Origin of the sequence: Microvirga ossetica, assembly GCF_002741015.1 — a bacterium.
In the GTDB taxonomy this organism is placed as follows: domain Bacteria; phylum Pseudomonadota; class Alphaproteobacteria; order Rhizobiales; family Beijerinckiaceae; genus Microvirga; species Microvirga ossetica.
Window position 1 is genome coordinate 5,176,585 of the sequence record NZ_CP016616.1, and the last position, 19,472, is coordinate 5,196,056.

Below are 19,472 nucleotides of genomic sequence, written 5' to 3' on the forward strand. Positions count from 1 at the left end.
CCATGGCCGAGGCGGCCTCTGCGGCTGTCGCCCAGTCCTTCCTGACGGTGCAGGTGGGGGATGAGCGCTTCGCCCTTCCGACATCCGATGTAGCCGAGGTGATCCGTCCCCCGGCCGTGACCCGGGTTCCCCTCGGGCCCTCGAGCCTGCTCGGGGTGGCCAACCTGCGAGGTGCGGTGATGCCGGTGGTGTCGCTGCATCGCCTTCTGGGGCAGGAGCGTAGCCCGTCCTCGAATGCGCGCGTCGTCGTGATCGACCGCGGCACCCCGGTCGGACTCATGATCGACAGCGTGGCCTCGTTGGGAGAAGTCGACGCTGCCTCCCCGGAGGCGGTCACAGGTGACAGTCCAGGCGGCACACCTGCGCGGACGATCGACCTGGATGCGTTGCTGGCGAAGGACTTCAGCAAGCTTGCCCTTCGGGCGCAGAACAGGCCATCCTCGACCCTGCAAGGACTTCGGGAGCAGGCTGCTGCAAGCCATGACGAGATTGCCCTCGTCTACTTTGCCGTGGCAGGGCAGGGCTTCGCGCTGCCACTCTCCTCGGTTCACGAGATCGTCGCCCTTCCGGAGGGCGTTGTCGTCGTTCCGCACACCGATTCCGTCATGCTGGGTGCGATGTCGCTTCGCGGACAGCTGCTGCCGCTCGTATCGTTGCGTGGCCTCCTCGGGCTTCGTGCCGGTGGGGAGGCGAGTGGCAGATCCCGCGTCGTTGTAGCGCGGATCGGCAAGGGGCTGGTGGGTCTTGCCGTCGACGGCATGGGGGAAATTCTTCGTCTTCCCGAAAGCGCCATTGATCCCGTGCCGACGATCCTGACACGGGGAAATGCGGAGGCTCAGATCCAGGGCATCTGCCGCCTCGAAGGCGGATCGCGGCTGATCTCGGTGTTGTCGACCGACCACCTGTTCAGGGATCAGACGCTGCTCGAGCAGATCACGCCGCAAACGGAGAAGAACCACGACATGGACAGAGCCGATGGTCCTGCAACTGTCTACGATCAGTTCATCGTGTTCAAACTGGGCGGCGAGGAATACGGGCTGCCTATCGGATGTGTCGATGAGGTGGTGCGCGTGCCCGACACGCTAACGCGGCTGCCCAAGGCTCCTGCCTTCATCGAGGGCGTAATGAACCTGCGGGGCCGCGTCGTCCCCGTGATCGATCAGCGGCGGCGCTTCAAGTTCTCTGTACAGGGAGAGCGGCGGCGGGAACGCATTGTGGTCGTCAGGATTGACCATATGCAGGCCGGCTTCGTCGTCGACACCGTGTCGGAGGTTCTCAGCATTCCCCAAAACCAGCTTCGCCCAACCCCCGATCTGGCAGCAGACGGGAGCCAGGTCATCGACCGCGTCGCGAACATCGAGGTGGAAGGGAGATTGATCCTTCTGCTCAACCCGCGTGAGCTGCTGGACAGGGCAGAGAAGGATCTGCTTGCTGCCATGAGCGAGAGCGACCCAGAGCGGCCCACTTCGTGATCCGGCTGCTCATCGTCGACGATTCTCCCCTGATGCGACGCCTCCTCGGCGGCGTGTTCACAGCCGAGGGCGATTTCGAGATCGCCCTTGCCCGCAACGGCGTCGAGGCACTGGAGCAATTGCAGGCCTTCAGGCCGGACGTGGTCACGCTCGACGTGAACATGCCCGAGATGGATGGTCTCGCCTGTCTCGACAGGATCATGCTGGAGCACCCGTGCCCGGTGGTGATGGTCTCCTCTCTCACGGAGGCAGGTGCGAGCGTCACCCTGGCGGCGCTCGAGCTTGGAGCCGTCGATTTCATCACGAAACCCGACGGAGCCATTTCGCTCGAAATGGACACCCTTGCTCCCAGGCTTGTCGAAACCGTGCGCGCCGCATCGCGGGCACGCTTGCCCAGCAGCCTGAGGCTGGCTGAACGGGTGCGGCTGCGCAGCGGTTTGGGGCAGCCTGCATCTGCTCCGGCACCGCGGCGTGCGCCTGCCTCGCCAGCGAATCGCCGGATCAAGGCTGCGTCGGCCCGTGGTCTCGTGCTGATCGGGGTCTCCACCGGAGGACCGCCGGCGCTGGATACCGTGCTGTCCCGGCTGCCTGCCGACTTTCCGTGGCCCATCGTTGTCGCACAGCACATGCCTGGCTCGTTCACCGGTCCCTTGGCACGCCGGCTCGACAAGCTGTGCGCTCTCAACGTGACGGAAGCAGTCCTGCCGACGCCGCTTACCCCGGGCCATGTCTATATCGGCAAGGGGGACGCGGACGTCATCGTCAGCGTTCGACCGGACGGGCCTATCGTCATGGCTGCTCCCTCGCTGCCGGAGCACCGCTGGCATCCGAGCGTCGACCGGCTGGTGGAGAGCGCCATGCAGCATTTTGCGCCCGAACACGTGGTAGGGGTGCTGATGACCGGGATGGGCAGCGACGGAGCCGAGGCCATGGCACGGCTGAAAGGGCAGGGCGGCCGCACCATCGCCGAAGCGGAAGAGAGCGCCGTGGTGTGGGGCATGCCCGGAGAGCTCGTTCGACGCGGCGGCGCGCAGGTGGTCGCTCCCCTGGAGCAGATTGCCGACCGGATCATGGACATGGTGGAGCGTTCATGAGCAGGCCGCGCAAAGCACAGGCGCTCGCGGCGGACGAGATCCGCCGCCTTTGTCAATTTCTCCACCGCCGTACCGGCATGCTCTTCGGCGAAAGCAAGCGCTACTACATCGAAAGGCGCATCGCTGACCGCATGGCAGCAACGGGGACGCGCAACTTCAATGCCTATTTCGCGCACGTCGATTCCAATCAGGGCGAAGTCGAGCAGCTGATCAATATCTTTACGGTGAACGAAACTTACTTCTACCGTGAGGAGCATCAGCTGCGCTGCCTGAGTCGCTCACTTCTGCCGGGGATCGTGCAGGGCAAAACGCCGGGCGATCTCGTGCGGATCTGGTCCGTGCCCTGTTCGACGGGAGAGGAGCCCTATTCCATCGCCATTTGGCTGCTCGAGAACTGGCCCATGGTCGACGCCTACCACATCGAGATCGTCGGCTCGGATATCGACACGCAGGTTCTGCTCGAGGCTCAGGCGGGGAACTATGGAGAACGGGCCCTTTCGCGTTTGCCTCCGGACGTGGTCGAGCGCTATTTCGATCCCGGTCAGGACGGTCAGCGAAGGCTGATCCAGGATTTGCGTGAATCGGTGAAGTTCACATCTGCCAATCTCGTTGACGCTGTATCCGTCGCTGCGCAAGGACAGTTCGACGTCATCTTCTGCCGCAACGTCCTCATCTATTTCGACGATTCCTCGCGTCTCCTGGCCGTGAACAATCTCTACGACTCCCTGCACCCGGGAGGCTACATCTGTCTCGGCCATACCGAGTCGATGACCCGGATCTCGAAGCGGTTCGACCTTCGCCGCTTCGAGGACGCGATCGTCTATCAACGGCCGGGGAGGAACCGCGATGGATGATCTTCTCCAGCATTTCATCGTCGAGGCGCATGAGCTGATTCAGCAGGCGACGGACGACCTCCTGGCTTTGGAGCGCGATCCCCAGGCATCCGCACCCATGGACAGCGCCTTTCGCGCCGTTCACACCCTCAAGGGATCGGTCGGCCTGTTCGACTTCGCGCCCATGGGAACTGCGCTGCATGCCGCCGAGGATCTGCTGGGTGATCTCAGGGAGAGGCGAGACGGTATCGATGCCCCTGTCATCGACAGCCTTCTCGCATGCATCGGTCAGACCGAGCGGTGGGTCGCCATCATCGAGCAGACAGGACAGCTGCCGCCGGATGCAGCGGAGGAAGGCTACCGCCTGGCGCGGGCGCTGCGCTCCCAGCTCGATGCCGATCCTGCACAAAATGCGGATGCAGTCCTCCAGGCTGATCTCGGCTGGATCGAGGAACTGGTGGCCCAGAGCCGCAACCCCGCAAACTTGGGGGCACAGGATGCACCGCTGGTAGCGATCCGGTACACGCCGCGCGCCGATTGCTTTTTCTCGGGCGACGACCCGATTGCGCTCCTGCGCTCGGTTCCCGATCTGATGGCAGTCCGGCTCTCGAACCGGGATCCCTGGCCGCCCGCGGGGGAGATCGATCCATTCTCATGCAATTTGAAGATCGAGGCGCTATCCGGCGCTGAACTCGACGTGGTCAAGGCAATCTTCCGCTTTGTCCCGGACCAGGTGACGATCCATAAGATCGCCCCGACTGCTGAAGGGCAGGCTTCCATAGCGGCATCCAATAGTGGAGCCGCCGGTGTCGGGATCGGAGCAGGTGCACGGACGCTTCGCGTCGATGCGAAGCGGATCGACCGGCTGGCAGATCTCGTCGGTGAGATGGTCATTGCCAAGAACGCGCTGGCGCATCTGGCGGGCCAATTCCGCGATGGGGCCGACCGGAAGCATCTCGCGCAGGGCCTGCTTGCCAGCCAAGCCGCCATCGAGCGTCTCGTGGCAGAGCTGCACGGAGCCGTCATGGATGTCCGCATGTTGCCGATGCGGGACATCTTCCGACGCTTTCCGCGCGCCGTACGCGAGACCGCGAGCCATTTGGGGAAGGGGATCAACTTCTCCATGGAAGGGGAGGAGGTCGAGGCGGACAAGGCCATCGTGGAGGGGCTCTTCGAGCCTCTGCTCCATCTTTTGCGCAACGCCGTCGGCCACGGCGCCGAACCCGAGCATCTTCGTCTGGAGTCGGGGAAGCCGGCAAAAGCCAGGATCGTGCTCCGGGCCCGTCGCGATCGCGACCGCGTTACCGTCGAAGTCGAGGACGATGGACGCGGCATCGATCCGGCCGCGATCCGGCAGACGGCCCGCGAGCGTGGGATCGTTCCAGCGGACGGCCTCGATCGCATGAGCGATGCAGAGACCATGGACCTGATCTTCGCTCCGGGCTTCTCGACGGCCTCGGAGGTGTCCGACCTGTCGGGCCGGGGGGTTGGCATGGATGCCGTACGCTCCGCGGCGGAGCGGCTGGGCGGCCAGGTCAGCGTTCGGAGCGAGCAGGGTCGCGGTACGACGATCCGCCTATCCCTTCCGTTGACGATCGTCATGACGAAGGTCATGGCAGTCCGATTGGGCCGCGAACTTTACGGCATCCCCCTCGATGGGATTCTCGAGACTGCGTTCGTGCCGGCCTCGCGGGTCCTCCCTGTTCGGGATGCCGAGGCCTTCGTCTTGCGCGACAGGACCCTGCCCCTCGTGAGGCTTGCCGACCTTTTAGAGATACCGCCCCCGCCAGAGCCGCCTCAGGGCTTGAAGGTTGTGGTAATGGCCGTAGGCGACGATCCGGTCGGGATCGCAGTGGACGGATTTGCCGAGAGGATGGACGTTTCGATGAGGCCCATGTCCGGCATTCTCGCCGGCATGCCCGGCGTCGTGGGTACGACCCTGCTCGGCGACGGCAGCGTGCTCATGATTCTCGATATCCCGGAGCTGATCGGATGAGCGTGCGTTTGGACGGCAATATCGTCTTTCTGGAAGGGGCATGCCGTGTCGAGGATGCGGAACCCTTGCTCGGCCTGCTTCAGGCCGGCCGGGAGCGAGCGGTCAATCTGACGGATGCCGAGCACCTTCACGCCGCGGTTCTTCAGGTCCTCATGGCCCTGCGGCCGACCATCCAGGGAACAGCTGGGGATGTCTTCCTTCGGGACTGGATTGCCCCGGCACTGATCGGAGCAACCTCCGTCGAACCGGGGCCACAGGGAGGCTGAAGAGTTGTCATTCTCCCGGCATCCTCTAAAAGAGGCTTATAACCTTTCTCCTACAGGCCGATCCGGTCGGTCCGGGCGACCCATCCCTAGCGGAGTATTTGAGTGGCGATAACTGTTCTGATCGTCGACGACAGCAAGCTTGCGCGCATCGTCGCAGCCAAGACTCTGGCCGCGCTCCAGCCTGAATGGGATAGAGTCGAGGCCAACAATGCCGAGGAGGCCCTCGGAGTCCTGAGCGAGCGAAAGATCGACGTGGCCATGATCGACTTCAACATGCCGGAGAAGGATGGGCTCGAACTGGCTGGGGAAATCCGCTCCAGCCATCCGACAATGCCGATCGCGGTCGTCACGGCCAACATCCAGGACGAGGTGATCGCTCGGGCACGCGAGGTGAACGCCACTTTCGTCAGCAAGCCCCTGACCGAGGAGGGGCTTAGAGGATTCATTTCCGGAGCAGCCTTGCGCCTGCGGTCGAGCGCGGCGTAACAACCATTGGCCTTAACACACTTGGCGAAATGTCGCAGCCGAAGTGGGAGATGATGACGTCAACGATCTCGGAAGTGCTCAACGAGCTGGAGCTTGACGCTCTGACGGAACTCGTGAACATCGGCGTCAGCCGTGCCGCCTTCAACCTTCGCGAAATGGTCGGCGAGCAGGTTCACCTGTCGGTGCCGTCCGTCGACCTCGTTCACCGCACACGGGCCATCGAGATCCTCGAAGGGCGCGAGACCGGTCAGCTCGTCGCGGTTCATCAGGTCTTCGAGGGCGATATCACGGGCCGAGCCCTGCTGATCTTTCCCGAGACCAAGAGCCTCGAGCTCGTCAGAGCCGTCACGGGCGGAGACCTTTCCCTCGAAGACATCATCGAGCTGGAGCAGGAGGCATTGGCCGAGACCGGCAACATACTCCTGAACGGCTGCCTGGGCACGATCGCCAATATGCTCCGCCGCAGCCTGAGAATGTCTCTGCCGGAGATAATTCGGGGGAAGGGATCGGAATTCTTCAACCTTGAGCCTCCACCCGAGGCTGGCGATGTGGTGATGTTCCTCTATATCAACTTCACGGTTCGGCAGCGGAACATCAGCGGCTACATCGTCATGCTGATGGACATTCCTTCGCTGGCCGTACTCAAGAGCCTTCTCGGCGAGTTCATCGAGCGGGCGACGGACGGCATGGCATCCTGATCACATGCATCAGATTGAAGATGAACTCCTGTCGGCGGTCTTCGACGCCGTAGATACGGGCCTCATCGTGCTTGATGGCGGCATGCACGTGGTCGCGTGGAATGCGTGGTTCGCCTCGGCAAGCGGGATCTCCTCTCAGGATGCTGCCGGAAGACGGTTGGACGAATTGTTCCCGGGAGCAGTCCCGCCCGGACTCAAATCGGCGATCGGAGACGCACTGGACGCAGGCTCCTCGAGGCTCCTGACTCATTCCCTGCACCCGCTACTCCTGCCGCTGCGGACCCGATCCGGCGGACAGCTGATCCACAATGTCTCCGTGCGCCCGCTTGGAGCGCGACCTCATCTCCGATGCCTCGTTCAAATCGTCGACGTCACGGTTGCCGTCCAACGCGAACAGGTCCTGCGCGAGCGGCAGAACGCTCGCTACGACGCCGTCGTGAACAGTGCTCCGGACGCGATCCTCACGTTCGATGCACAAGGCGTCATCCAGCTCGCCAATCCCGCGGCCGCGCGGGAGTTCGGTTACGCGCTCCGTGAACTCGTCGGTCTGGAGATGACGGTTCTTCTGGATGCGCCGGAGACTTGGAATGAGCTTTGGACAAGCATCCTCGATGGGGACGTCATGCACCGTCCTGTGGAGGTCACAGCCCGGCGCAAGGACGGATCTGCCAGTTTCCTGGAGGTTTCCGCCGCGCGCTGGCAGAGTGACACGCGCGTCTTCGTGACGGCCATTCTACGCGATGTAAACGAGCGGCGAGCGGCCGAGGAAACGCTGCGGCACCTGAACCAGACCCTTGAAGAGCGCGTCGAGGAGCGAACGCAGGAGCTTCTGAGAGCCGAAGAGCAGCTTCGTCAAGCTCAGAAGATGGAGGCGGTCGGGCAGCTCACGGGAGGTATTGCCCACGACTTCAACAACCTTCTCGCCGGCATTGTCGGCTCCCTCGACCTGATGCAGACCCGCATTGCGCAAGGCCGTACGGAGAACGTGGAGCGCTACGCCAAGGCTGCGATGAGTTCGGCCCAACGTGCCGCCGCGCTCACCCATCGCCTGCTCGCCTTCGCGCGCCGGCAGCCGCTCGATCCGAAGCCGGTGAACGCCAACCAGCTCATCGCCTCCATGGAGGACCTGCTTCGCCGCACCATCGGTCCGCTGCATGCGCTGGAGATCGTCACGGCGGGCGGATTGTGGACGACCCTATGCGATCCCAACCAGCTCGAGAGCGCCATCCTGAACCTTGCCATCAATGCGCGCGATGCCATGCCGGATGGCGGCAAGCTCACCATCGAGACGGCGAATGCTTATCTCGATGATACCTACGCAGCCGCTCAGCCCGACCTTAGGTCAGGGCAGTACGTGGCGATCTGCATCACGGATACCGGAACGGGCATGCCGCCGGATGTGATCGAGCGGGTCTTCGAGCCCTTCTTCACCACCAAGCCGCTGGGCCAGGGCACGGGGCTGGGTCTCTCGATGGTCTATGGCTTTGCCAAGCAATCCGAGGGACATGTCAGGATCTATTCGGAAGTGGGCCAGGGCACGACGATCAGAATCTACCTGCCGCGCTACCGCGGCACCGCGCAGGAGGAGCCCTCCGAGGTCTCCTTTGCCGAGGTGCCGCGCGCAGAGGCGGGCGAGACGGTTCTTGTGGTCGAGGATGAGCCTGTCATCCGCAATCTGATCATCGAAGTGCTTCAAGATCTGGGCTATCGCGCGCTCGAAGCGTCGGACGGACCGGCAGGCCTCAAGGTCCTGCAGTCGCGGCAGCGCATCGACCTGCTCGTCACGGATGTCGGACTGCCCGGGATCAACGGGCGTCAGCTCGCTGATGCGGCGCGGGAGACGCGTCCTGACCTGAAAGTGCTCTTCATTACGGGATATGCCGAGAACGCGACGCTGGCGAACGGCTTCCTCGATCCAGGGATGGAGATTTTCACCAAGCCCTTCGCTGTCGAGGCGCTGGCAACGCGGATCAGAAGCATGATCCAGGGCACGAGGTAAGTGAACCCAACGCGGCATTGGCCCGTCGATCGTGCCGAGCGTTATGGTGGTTCGAAGTTGCCGCCGCCCCGTTTCGCAATCTCATCGGGCTGTGTCGACGCTGGCACGCGAGAGGGGCTCGGGGGCGGTGGATCGGCGAAGTGTCGGGCCAGTTGCGGTGCGGCGGCACTGGTGCCGATCAGGCGAAACACGCTGCCGCTTCTGTTCCCTCCGGCACGTATGCCTTGGAGAGCGTAAGATTCGTCGCAGGGCAATGCGAAATCGGGGCCACGGCGCAGTGTAAGGGGGCCACTGCGCGCTGGGCCTGCCGACGAGTAGGGCGACTTGCGTCCATTCGCGAGAATGTAGCCACCTGCCACATGCACGCGGGAATCCTTCGCGGTGGCGATCCCGTTCAGAGTTCCATGGCAATGAATTAGAGCCTCGGACCGGAAATGAGACTCCTGGCTTCTGTGCGAGGCCGAGCTGTGATTCACTGCCTGGACTGGGAGGTGGATTATGGGTCATTGCTATTCCCTGGATCTGCGGGTGCGCGTCGCCGACTTTGTCGATGCAGGTCATTCCTGCCGGGCGGCAGCCCAGCACTTTGACGTCAGCGAGAGTTTCGCCATCAAGCTGGTGCAGCGGAAGCGGCGGTTCGGCTCGCCGGCACCGGCCCGGCAAGGCCGTCCGCCCGGACGCGGCAAGCTGGTGCCCTATGAGAGCTTCTTGATCCAGACGGTCGAGGCCGAGCCGGCCATCACCATGCCCGAGCTGGCCGCAAGGCTGCTGACTGAGCATGGGATCGTTGCGGCTCCCGCGATGCTCTCGCGCTTCCTGTGCCGGCACGGCTTCTCATATAAAAAAATGCCTGATGGCGGCGGAGTGCGCACGCGCCGATGTGCGGGATGAGCGCCGGGTCTGGCATGCCCAGCGCCAGCCGCGCATGCGCCAGGAGACGCACCGGCTGGTGTTCCTGGACGAGACGTATGTCAACACCAAGATGACGCGCCTGCGCGGGCGGAGCCGCAGGGGCCAGCGCCTACGCATGAAAGCTCCCTTTGGACACTGGAAAACCCATACCTTTCTGGCTGGGCTACGGTGCAACGAGTTGTGCGCGCCGTGGATCATCGATGGCCCGATCACCCGGTTGGCGTTCGAGGCTTACATTGAGACGCAGCTCGCGCCGACGCTGCGCAAAGGCGATGTGGTGATCCTCGACAACCTGGCTGTCCACAAGAGCGAGAAGGCCGCTCAGTGTCTGAAGCAACGCGGAGCCTGGTTCCTGTTTTTACCTGCTTATTCGCCTGATCTTAATCCAATTGAACAGGCCTTTGCCAAGATCAAAGCGCACTTGCGCAAGGCCGAGGCCCGAACGTTCGACGCGCTCTGGCGAGCGCTCGGTGAGATCTGCAACCTGTTCGAACCACAAGAGTGCTGGAACTACCTTAAGGCTGCCGGATATGCGTCCGTTTAACCGTCCGATGCTCTAGAGACCCGGTCTTGTCGAACTCTCCGTTGGCGTACTTGCAGCCGGCCTCCGACGAGCGGGTCAGCTCCCAATTGTGGTCGACGAAATATGAAAGCTTCGCGCCTGTGCGTACGCCCATGTTCGGGTCGCTGCGCGCGACGTAGGCATGAACCTGCGCGTTCGGGGGAATACCGGAAACCTCAATCTTCCAGTCCCCGTGTTCGGCCCTGGCTCGGGTGGAGTTGACTGCAAGGACCCACATCGTGTGGCTACCCGATACGACCGGCGCGTACACCCCCGTGTAAGGCGGGAGAGACACGCCGGGCGGTGGCGGGATGGGACCGGTGACCGATGTAAAGCTGGCTCCGCTGGGCGATGTGAGCGTAACGATGACAGGGCCGGGATTGGCGTTGTCGATCCACACTTCAGCGAAACAGAGCACGGCATTGTCGGGTGGAAGGCGCCATGTCCACTCGATGTGATCAGACTCGTTCATGGATCTTGTGTAAACGATGTGCCCCGCGCTCAGATAGGCGTTACCCGCCGCCAGAACGATTTCAAGCTTGGGCTTCTTGCCGGTGCCATCGAATTCCGCGACAAGCGCTGTCAGCGCCGCCTCCAGCTCCGCGGTGCCATTGTGCGGTCCGGTTGTCGGGCCGTAGCTGACGTTGATGACCACGTTTTGGGTCTTATTCGGTTCGGCAAAGGACAGGATGTACCTGATACCTTGAAGGACATACGCTTTGAGCCAAACTCCGGTCGCATCGCGGATACAGTCGTCGGCGAATTGCACGAACACCACGTCGGCGTCGGAGGGAAGATCGGTGTCTGGCTCCCAGCTCGGTGGGTCGCGACGGTCGGCCGGAGGTGGCGGGCCGACACGTGACGAGGTCGGGACACGACCTGCGAACACGTCCATCACATGCGCTCCGTGCGACCGACGGCCCGACAGGCGCATGAAGCCGGCATCCGCGTAGCAGCCGTCCTCGTCGATGCTGCCTGTCGACGCCGAATGCAATTCGATCCATTCGTCCAAACCCATTTGCCGCAAGGATGTGGAGGCGCTCAATCCGGGATGGCGCCGGAATTCAAGGCCGTATTTGAAATCTGTTGGCTCTTGTCCGAACAGGCATCCGTTGCCATTGCGATCATTGATCTCGACGGGCGTCCTGCCCTGGTTCTGGTCCCAGATGCCCAACACCCGAGTACTCGTCGGGGTTCGAAGAAAATGCGCGGCGGCGAAAGGGCAGCCATCATCTAGGATGCCGACGAGGAGAGACCCCATCGGTCCCTGGTCCATCTGCCAGCGCTCAACAAGGCTCTCCCTGAACTCTACCAATTCCGATGGCACCAGCGGAAGCGACAGCTCGACCCTCGAGACATACTTCTCCCAGATCTTGAACGCGTCGGTGCCGCTCACAGCGTTGACCACAGCCTCCTTGTCCGTATGCAGTGTGGCATATGGGATGTGGTCGTCGGCCGGATCGATGACGATGGAGAACCTGGCTTCTTTCATCTCCTTGGCGAACTCCGATTCCTGTCCGGCCTTGTTGAACTCCGCGAGGAAGAACAGCCGAAAACCGCTCCTCTTCTCGTCGGAGAACTCAAAGTTCTCAAAGCCCGTCGAAATCGCGTAAAGAAGGTACGGACCGAAGCACTTGGGGTATGTGTCGAGTTCGGGCATGGAACGTTCTCCGTAGAGGCCGCGGTACGATCCTCCGCCTATGGAAATCTTTCCTTCCACTCATTTCTCGCAGCACTCCATATGTACCTCATCAATGCGGACCGCCCGATGGCCGTCCCCGCGGTTTGAGAATAGAACGGCGATGGTCCCGCGAGAACTTGGTCGGCGTTGAACGGATTGAAGTCGGTGGTGGGAGCATTGTCGATCCCAGCGGCAATAAACTTCCGGCCCATGAATTTCCGACCTCCTGTGCAACGCCCGACGAAGTACTCTCCCAGCGCCACGCCCAGCATGCGCCCTGCCATGCTGTCGACAGGGAAATGGACCCCGGCAACGACACGGTTCGTCGCAATGCGCGCAGCCTGACGTTTGAGCTGCTCGATTATGATTGCATGTACCGGATCTGCCGGATCGAGATGCAGTAGTGATCTCAGGACGTAGGCTACCGCAAAGACCTGGGTCGCGTGTCCGCTCGGGAAGCTTCCGTGCCCCGGCGTCGTGATCACGGGTTGAACCTGGGCGTTGTGTTCGACCGGACGCCAGCACGCCAGGGAGTGTTTGACACGCATTTCCACATACACGCAGAACTGCAGCACCAGGTTGATGAGTTCGAATGTGCGTCTGGTCCTGTCGGGATGCATGTAGATGATCGACGACCAGAAGGCATAAGGGGGATCGATCTGCGCCATAATTTCGGTTGCGCGTTCGTTGCGCAGCTCAGCCCAACTCAACACCAGTGGAATCTGTGCCGCAAAGGTCGCTTCGTTCGGACGTCCGATTTCCGCAATCAACGAGGCGGATGACCGGACCCGGTAGGAGGTCGCCGTCTTCTGAAAGTTGATTCCTTGCAGCAGCTCGCCAATCGCCACATAAGCGCGAACCCACGGCTCCCAACGTTTTAACTGTGATACATCCCCAATGGGAAGCAGTGCAGGCGCGTAGGAACTAGTCTCGGGGGTTGTTGTCCCTTCGCGCCCGAGGATGAGCGCATCCACCATGACCGAATTGACGTAGGCATCGGCCATCGTACCGAGCATCGCGCCGCCGGCACCACCCGCGCCACCCGCTCCACCTGCACCGCCAGCCCCGCCTGCTCCGCCGGCTCCGCCGGCACCACCCGCTCCGCCCAATTGAGACATTCCCGCCTCCCTGTCTGTTAAGTCCATCCTCCAGAAGGTAAACCTGCCGCTGCTAGGCAGTGTGCCCACTGCCGGCCCGTGTCGAGTTGCCCGTTCGGCATCCGCGCAAGATATTTCTCCACCGTCAATGCAGGCTCGAGCAGGCGTAAATTGCGCAGGGCCTCGCGCGCCTCGTCCATTCGCCCCTGGCAGACAAGCGCGATCGCGAGGACTCGCCATGTAGAGGAATGCATGCGATTGAGTGCCAGCGACGAACGCGCAAGCCTTTCGGCGTCCACGTATCGGTGCGCAGAAAGCTCCGCCGTCGCGCCGAGGGATTCGAAGTAGTAACGCTGCGGATCGAGCGGAGAGAGCTCCATCGCGCGCCGCGTAGCGTCCACTGCTGCGTCGCCCTCGCCCTCGAACGCATTGATTGTGCCTCGGTAGAGCCAGCCCAGGGCATGACTGGGGTTGGCCTCCACAGCCTGATCGCAGCGCTTGCGGGCAGTGTCCAGGTCCTTCAACAAATGACAGTAGTCGAAGCCTTCGGTCGCAAGCGCAAGCGCGTCCGAAGGATCCCGGTCCAGCGCGGCGTGGGTGACGCTCAAGGCCTCGGAAGCCTCGCGCGTGCGATCCTCGGACCACCCACGCGTCACACGCAGGATGAACCAGTTTCCGAGCCATGCCCGCGGGGCCGCAATTCGGTTATGCCGGTTGATCAGTTCCTCGAGAATCGCGCGAGTTTGCAGGAACTCGTCCTTGCTTGAACGGTGCATCATCCTGATGCTGCCGAGCAGCAGCGAATAACTCTCGAGGGTCGGCAGGGGCTGGGTCAAGATATGCTCGACTTCGGCGTCGAACACAGAGACATGGACCCCTTGCGCGATGTGATGCGCCAATTCGCTTTCGGGCTTGAGCAGGTCGCCGAAATCCCCGCTCACTCGGTCGGTCCAGATGACCCGGTTATTGCGCGCCTCGGCGAGCTCTGCTGTCACCAGAATTCGGCCCGCACTCACCACGTACCCGCCGCTGAGGACATAGGTTGCGCCGAGATGGGCCGACACCTGCTCCGTATTGTTCACACGGCCGCGGAAGACGCTGGTCGAAAGACGTGAAATGACCTTGAGGTTCGCCGCCTTCGACAGACGCCAGATCACGCTGTCGGCAATCAAGTTGCCGACATCGAGATGCTCGATCGTCCTGCTCCGTGCTTCGAAGGGGATTACGGCAATGCTCGGCTCCATCGCCGTGCCGTAGTCGCGTCGGCCGGTGAAGCTTGGCTGTGCGCTTGCCGGCCCGACTCGGTACGCTCGCACCGGCTTGTCAAAGTGCTTGAGAAAGCAATCGCCGAGATCTTCGCACACCGCGTCGACCCCGTGCGTAAGCGCATCGCGCGCAGCGGCATTGCCGATTGTCTCACCTGGGCTTGCCAGATTTGCTAGCGCAGCCGCCAGCTGTTCATGCACCGATGCGCTGGCGATCGTCTCGTCCGGGCCGGCCAGCGTTGCCAGCCGTGCTGCCAAATTTACCGCCGTTCCATAGATATCGGTCCCGTCGCTCCAGGCCATTGCAGCGTTGATCCCTGCGCGAAGGTGCAATTGCTGGTCTTCCGGGATGTCGGCATTCTGCATGGCGATGGCCCGATGCATCTCGGCGGCAGCGTTGACAGCATCGGGCACCGCCTCGAAACGCGCCATCAGGCCGTCGCCCAGGGACTTGACGAGGACGCCACGATGACGGGCCAGTATCTCGGCGGTGGCGACACGGACGAAGTCTGTCCATCGGCGAACGGCGTCGGCTTCGTGCTCCCGCATGAGCCGCACCGACTCCACGAGGTCGACCAGAAGCACGACGGTCTCCTGCTGCACAAGCCCCACGCCTGCGCTACGCACATCGGATCGCTCGGGCCGGGTGGCCTGTTCTCCCGGTTTCTCCACCTCGTCATTGGTCATGTCGATCTGGCCCCGTGAGCCCGACCTCACTGGCAATGAGCCAGTTCTACGAAAGCAAGGCTCTCGCGGAAGCGAAGCATTGTCAAGTGGAACGCGTCTTAAGATGCTTTGTAAAAGACATATCGTTCTGTTGTGACACCTTCAACTTCATTTTATCCCAAAGTATCAAGTTCTCGTTTCATTCCGATACTTGGCTTTGAAAGGAATCGTGATGAAATACGGCTGTGCGAGTTGAAATTATAGGAAAATCAGCTTTCTGCGCGCTGCCCGCTCCGAATTTCAGTTCGCGCCGGACAGATGAGATGTCTTCGCCGAAGGACGAATGCCGCACCATGCCGCCACGAACAGAGCGATTGCCTTGGTCACGCGCCGCAAGGAGGGGAGGGACACTCGCTCGTCGATGGCATGGATATTCTCCGCGATAGGCCCGTAGACCAGCGAGGGAATGCCTGCATGAACGGAATAGACTGCGGCATCCAGGTAGCATGCCATGACATAGGCCTGTAGCGGCGAGCCATCCGGTGTGTTGGCTGCTGCGTGGGCCTCGACAAGGACGGCTTCCGCTTCCGACCCGGGAGCAAGGGTGTAGCCTGCATGCACGACCCCAACCCATTCCACGGTGGGTTCCGGGCAGCGCTGCACCACTGGATCATCGGCAGCCGTCGCAGCGACGAAAGCCTCGAATTCCTTCACGCGCTCCTGAGGGTCGTCGCCGGGATAAAAGCCGATGCGTCCTTCGAAACCGCAACATGATGGAACGGATGCGATCCACTCGCCGCCGTTGATCGTCCCGATCGTCAGAGCTGCGGGATTTTCCACGTCATCGAAGAATGGTTTTGCAGACCGCTCCTCGTTCCAGCGTGTCTCGAGTTGACGCAAGCGATCGATAAGCTGCATAGCCGCTTCGAGTGCGCTCACACCGCCACTGACCTCGCGTGGGTGAGCAGGCTTGCCTTGGACCGTGATGGCAAACTTGATCACGCCGGAATTTGCCCGAACAAGCTTCTCGTCGGTCGGCTCCGGGATCAGCACGGCATCGGCGACATGGCCGCCGGCTATTGCCATCGCGGCTCCGTTTCCGGTGATTTCCTCCTCGACGACGGAGTGGATCTCAACCGGTGCCGTCAATTCGAGCCCTGCCGACCTGATTGCGTCGAGAGCAAAGATCGCCGCCGACAAGCCCGCCTTCATGTCGCCGGAGCCGCGACCGTACAGCCATTCGCCACGCCGCGTCGGCTCGAAGGGCGGGTCCTGCCAACGGTTTGGATCGCCGGTCGGCACGATGTCGACATGCGCATTCAGGATAAGGGATCGTCCACAGACGATTGCCGGGTTGTGACGCCCGATCACGTTCCAAGAATTCTCATAGCTGACTGTTGCCGGGGAAAAGGCCGGATGTCGGCCAATCAGCGCCGTATCGATCATCTGGCGATCAACGCCATATCCCCTTTCCAGCAGGGCCGCCTCGACGAGTTCCTGCACCCCGGCTTCCTGTCCCCGCAGTGAGACGCAACGCACCAGTTCCGACATAAAGCCGACCTGCGCTTCGAATGCTGCGTCGACGGCGGCCAGGATGCGCTCCCGCTCGGATTCGGACAGAGTACTCATCGATGAGGATTCGGTGCTGAGAGGTGCAATCGTCAACGCGAGAGCCTTTGAGTAGGAATGACTGAAGGCACCTACTGGATGCTTCGGTTATCGAAGTCCAGAGGCAACTATTGGCCGTTCCCTACCATCTCGTGGGCCGGCGTGTAATGAAGGCCTTGAGCCTCCGCAACAGGCTCGCAGGTTATCTTGCCATCGCATACGTTCAAGCCGGCAAGCAGGTGCGGATCCTGTGACAGCGCCGTGCGCCAGCCCTTGTTCGCGAGAGTCAGGACGAACGGCAGCGTCGCGTTGTTCAGGGCAAGCGTCGAGGTTCTGGCAACCGCGCCAGGCATGTTGGCGACGCAGTAATGGACGACGCCGTCCACCACATAGGTCGGGTCGGAATGCGTGGTGGCGTGAGAGGTCTCGAAGCAGCCCCCCTGGTCGATGGCAATGTCCACGAGGACGGAGCCTTTCTTCATGGTGCGTACAACCTCGCGGCTCACCAGCTTCGGCGCGGCGGCGCCTGGAATGAGCACTGCACCGATCAGCAGATCGGCCTCCCTGGCAAGTTCCGCAATGGCCGCGCGTGTAGAATAGACTGTGGAGATCGCGTTGCCGAACTGGGTCGAAAGGCGCTTCAGGGCGTCCGGAGAACGGTCGACAACAGTCACCTGTGCGCCCATGCCGATGGCAATTGTGGCCGCGTGGGTGCCGGACACGCCTCCACCGAGAATTACCACGGAAGCGGCTGGAACGCCTGGAACGCCACCCAGCAGGATGCCGCGCCCGCCCTGCGCCTTTTCGAGTGCATGGGCCCCAACCTGCGGTGCGAGCCGCCCGGCGACCTCCGACATGGGCGTCAGCAGAGGCAGTGCGCCGGAGGGTGAGGTGACGGTCTCGTAAGCGATGCAAACTGCCCGCGACGCGATAAGATCCTGAGTCTGCTCCGGGTCCGGAGCGAGATGAAGGTAGGTAAACAGAATCTGTCCTGGTCTCAAGCGCTGGCGCTCCTGAGCCAGGGGCTCTTTCACCTTCACCACCATCTCGGCATCTGCAAAGATCGACCCCGGACCGTCGACGATCTCGGCTCCGGCGATCCTGTAATCCTCATCGGTAAAGCCTGCGCCGAGTCCCGCCCCGGACTGCACCATGACCCGGTGGCCGTGATGAACCAGTTCCTGAACGGAAGAGGGGATGAGCCCCACGCGGGCTTCATTGTCCTTGATTTCGGATGGCACCCCGATCAGCATGTAAGCGTCTCCCAGAAGTTCCCGACCTTGCGTCGTTGTGGATTGTTCCGAAGCCGATGCTAGCGCATCGTGCGGAAAATTGGACCATTATTTGGCGGCCGGAAACTCCGGTTCGTGGCCGGGGATGCGCACCTTTGGAAAGGGGGCGTCGGACGGGCCGGCTCGTTCACCGACCCGTCCCGATCTGGTGCATCAGAGAGCGCCCGTCACGGCTTCCACGGCGCCCTTCGTGGCGGCGACGATCGTATCGGCCTCGTCCCGAGTCAGGCAGAGCGGTGGAGCAAAGCCGAGGATGTCCCCTTGCGGCATGGCACGACCGATGACGCCCCGCTCGAGCAGTGCTGCCGCGACGCGCAGGCCCACCTTCTCGGACACATCGAAAAATACCTGATCGTCGCGGTCACGCACGAACTCGATGGCGGCCATCATGCCCTCGCCGCGCACCTCGCCGACGAAGCGATTGGAACCCACGGCATCGTTGAGCGCATTCTTGAAATAGACACCGACATCGCCCGCATTGGCGACGAGGTCGAGCTCGTCCACCACTTCCAGATTGGCAACGCCCGCCGCTGCACAGAGCGGGTGAGACGAATAGGTCCAGCCATGGCCGATCGGGCCGTAGGTGTCGGAGCCCTGTTCCAGGACGCGCCAGACCTTTTCGGATACGATGACGCCGGAGAGCGGAGCATAGGCCGACGTCAGTCCCTTGGCGATGGTGATCAGGTCCGGTTTCATGCCGTAATGGTCCGATCCGAACATGCTGCCGAGGCGGCCAAAGCCTGTGATCACCTCGTCGGCGATGAGCAGGATGTCATATTTGGCAAGCACCGCCTGGATCTTATCCCAGTAAGCTTTCGGCGGGGGCACGATGCCGCCGGTGCCGAGCACCGGTTCGCCGATGAAGGCCGCGATGGTGTCCGGGCCTTCGGTCTGGATCAGCTCATCCAACTTGTCGGCGCAATATTGCGAGAACTCCTCCTCGGACAAATTGCGATCGGGTCGGCGGAAATAATAGGGCGCTTCCGTGTGCAGAACTGGCGGGCGCGGCAGGTCGAACAGGTTATGGAAGGCAGCGAGCCCCGTGAGGCTGCCGCTCATCAGGCCCGAGCCGTGATAACCGCGCCAGCGGGAGATGATCTTCTTCTTCTCGGGGCGTCCGAGCACGTTGTTCATGTACCAGACGAGCTTGATATTGGTCTCGTTGGCATCCGAACCGGACAAGCCGAAGAACACGCGGCTCATGCCCTCCGGAGCACGGTCGATGATCATTTTGGCGAGACGGATCGAAGGCTCGGTGCCGTGACCGACATAGGCATGATAGTAGGGAAGGGCCGCTGCCTGCGCCGCGATGGCATCGGTGATCTTGGTCCGGCCATATCCGACATTGACGCAGTAGAGACCCGCGAAGGCATCGAGGCTGCGCTTGCCCTCGCGATCGACGATATAGACGCCCTCGCCTCCAGCGATGATACGGTTCGGCGTTTCGCCGCGCGCATGCTGGGCCATATGGGTCGAGGGGTGGAAGAAATGATCCCTATCCCAGGCGTGTAGTTCGTTACCCAGGTTGTTCTTCTCATGCAGCAT

Annotated in this window: 14 protein-coding genes and 1 pseudogene; 9 read left to right on the top strand and 6 right to left on the bottom strand. The window is 62.3% G+C overall.

The annotated features are described in order from the left end of the window. Window positions 1–2: 2 nt before the first annotated feature. From BB934_RS24785 to BB934_RS24825, 9 genes and pseudogenes are all read left to right on the top strand, one after another. Window positions 3–1,472, top strand: a complete 1,470-nt coding sequence (locus BB934_RS24785) for a chemotaxis protein CheW (protein ID WP_162299189.1) — start codon at window positions 3–5, stop codon at window positions 1,470–1,472. Continuing rightward, window positions 1,469–2,566, top strand: coding sequence for a protein-glutamate methylesterase/protein-glutamine glutaminase (locus BB934_RS24790; RefSeq protein WP_099512063.1), 1,098 nt, complete (start codon window positions 1,469–1,471; stop codon window positions 2,564–2,566). The genes BB934_RS24785 and BB934_RS24790 overlap by 4 nt, the downstream gene beginning before the upstream one ends. Next, on the top strand, window positions 2,563–3,420 hold the full coding sequence (locus BB934_RS24795; protein WP_099512064.1) for a CheR family methyltransferase: 858 nt from the start codon (window positions 2,563–2,565) through the stop codon (window positions 3,418–3,420). Before BB934_RS24790 ends, BB934_RS24795 begins: the two co-directional genes overlap by 4 nt. Then, window positions 3,413–5,395, top strand: coding sequence for a chemotaxis protein CheA (locus BB934_RS24800; RefSeq protein ID WP_099512065.1), 1,983 nt, complete (start codon window positions 3,413–3,415; stop codon window positions 5,393–5,395). The genes BB934_RS24795 and BB934_RS24800 overlap by 8 nt, the downstream gene beginning before the upstream one ends. Then, window positions 5,392–5,661 carry a hypothetical protein gene (locus BB934_RS24805; protein ID WP_099512066.1) on the top strand — a complete coding sequence of 90 codons (270 nt, stop codon included), beginning with the start codon at window positions 5,392–5,394 and terminating at the stop codon, window positions 5,659–5,661. The genes BB934_RS24800 and BB934_RS24805 overlap by 4 nt, the downstream gene beginning before the upstream one ends. 102 nt (window positions 5,662–5,763) lie before the next feature. Next, on the top strand, window positions 5,764–6,147 hold the full coding sequence (locus BB934_RS24810) for a response regulator transcription factor (protein WP_099512067.1): 384 nt from the start codon (window positions 5,764–5,766) through the stop codon (window positions 6,145–6,147). A gap of 50 nt (window positions 6,148–6,197) precedes the next feature. After that, on the top strand, window positions 6,198–6,845 hold the full coding sequence (locus tag BB934_RS24815; protein ID WP_173909491.1) for a chemotaxis protein CheX: 648 nt from the start codon (window positions 6,198–6,200) through the stop codon (window positions 6,843–6,845). A gap of 4 nt (window positions 6,846–6,849) precedes the next feature. Beyond that, window positions 6,850–8,844, top strand: a complete 1,995-nt coding sequence (locus BB934_RS24820) for a hybrid sensor histidine kinase/response regulator (protein WP_099512068.1) — start codon at window positions 6,850–6,852, stop codon at window positions 8,842–8,844. Window positions 8,845–9,342: 498 nt separating this feature from the next. After that, a pseudogene (locus BB934_RS24825) lies at window positions 9,343–10,300 on the top strand (IS630 family transposase). Here BB934_RS24825 and BB934_RS24830 read toward each other — a convergent pair. The 6 genes from BB934_RS24830 to BB934_RS24855 form a co-directional block, all read right to left on the bottom strand. Then, window positions 10,272–11,978, bottom strand: a complete 1,707-nt coding sequence (locus BB934_RS24830) for a S8/S53 family peptidase (protein WP_099512069.1) — start codon at window positions 11,976–11,978, stop codon at window positions 10,272–10,274. The pseudogene BB934_RS24825 and the gene BB934_RS24830 overlap by 29 nt on opposite strands. 38 nt (window positions 11,979–12,016) lie before the next feature. After that, window positions 12,017–13,117, bottom strand: coding sequence for a phosphatase PAP2 family protein (locus BB934_RS24835; RefSeq protein ID WP_099513201.1), 1,101 nt, complete (start codon window positions 13,115–13,117; stop codon window positions 12,017–12,019). A gap of 17 nt (window positions 13,118–13,134) precedes the next feature. Further along, window positions 13,135–15,048: an adenylate/guanylate cyclase domain-containing protein gene (locus BB934_RS24840; protein WP_099512070.1), complete on the bottom strand. Its 1,914-nt coding sequence runs from the start codon at window positions 15,046–15,048 to the stop codon at window positions 13,135–13,137. A 279-nt stretch (window positions 15,049–15,327) separates the two neighbouring features. Next, entirely contained in the window at window positions 15,328–16,656 is a 1,329-nt protein-coding gene (locus BB934_RS24845) for an ArgE/DapE family deacylase (RefSeq protein ID WP_099512071.1), read from the bottom strand. 107 nt (window positions 16,657–16,763) lie between these two features. Then, a complete protein-coding gene (gene ald / locus BB934_RS24850) occupies window positions 16,764–17,888 on the bottom strand; it encodes an alanine dehydrogenase (RefSeq protein WP_099512072.1) in 1,125 nt (374 codons plus the stop codon). 192 nt (window positions 17,889–18,080) lie between these two features. Continuing rightward, window positions 18,081–19,472, bottom strand: a complete 1,392-nt coding sequence (locus tag BB934_RS24855; RefSeq protein ID WP_099512073.1) for an aspartate aminotransferase family protein — start codon at window positions 19,470–19,472, stop codon at window positions 18,081–18,083.

What these genes read in the sequence shown, in the direction of transcription:
- BB934_RS24805 (WP_099512066.1), top strand. Translation starts at nt 5,392, where the DNA reads ATGAGCGTGCGTTTGGACGGCAATATCGTCTTTCTGGAAGGGGCATGC.
- BB934_RS24815 (WP_173909491.1), top strand. Translation starts at nt 6,198, where the DNA reads ATGATGACGTCAACGATCTCGGAAGTGCTCAACGAGCTGGAGCTTGAC.
- ald (WP_099512072.1), bottom strand. Translation starts at nt 17,888, where the DNA reads ATGCTGATCGGGGTGCCATCCGAAATCAAGGACAATGAAGCCCGCGTG.
- BB934_RS24830 (WP_099512069.1), bottom strand. Translation starts at nt 11,978, where the DNA reads ATGCCCGAACTCGACACATACCCCAAGTGCTTCGGTCCGTACCTTCTT.
- BB934_RS24835 (WP_099513201.1), bottom strand. Translation starts at nt 13,117, where the DNA reads ATGTCTCAATTGGGCGGAGCGGGTGGTGCCGGCGGAGCCGGCGGAGCA.
- BB934_RS24785 (WP_162299189.1), top strand. Translation starts at nt 3, where the DNA reads ATGGCCGAGGCGGCCTCTGCGGCTGTCGCCCAGTCCTTCCTGACGGTG.
- BB934_RS24820 (WP_099512068.1), top strand. Translation starts at nt 6,850, where the DNA reads ATGCATCAGATTGAAGATGAACTCCTGTCGGCGGTCTTCGACGCCGTA.
- BB934_RS24795 (WP_099512064.1), top strand. Translation starts at nt 2,563, where the DNA reads ATGAGCAGGCCGCGCAAAGCACAGGCGCTCGCGGCGGACGAGATCCGC.
- BB934_RS24800 (WP_099512065.1), top strand. Translation starts at nt 3,413, where the DNA reads ATGGATGATCTTCTCCAGCATTTCATCGTCGAGGCGCATGAGCTGATT.
- BB934_RS24845 (WP_099512071.1), bottom strand. Translation starts at nt 16,656, where the DNA reads ATGAGTACTCTGTCCGAATCCGAGCGGGAGCGCATCCTGGCCGCCGTC.
- BB934_RS24840 (WP_099512070.1), bottom strand. Translation starts at nt 15,048, where the DNA reads ATGACCAATGACGAGGTGGAGAAACCGGGAGAACAGGCCACCCGGCCC.
- BB934_RS24855 (WP_099512073.1), bottom strand. Translation starts at nt 19,472, where the DNA reads ATGCTGCATGAGAAGAACAACCTGGGTAACGAACTACACGCCTGGGAT.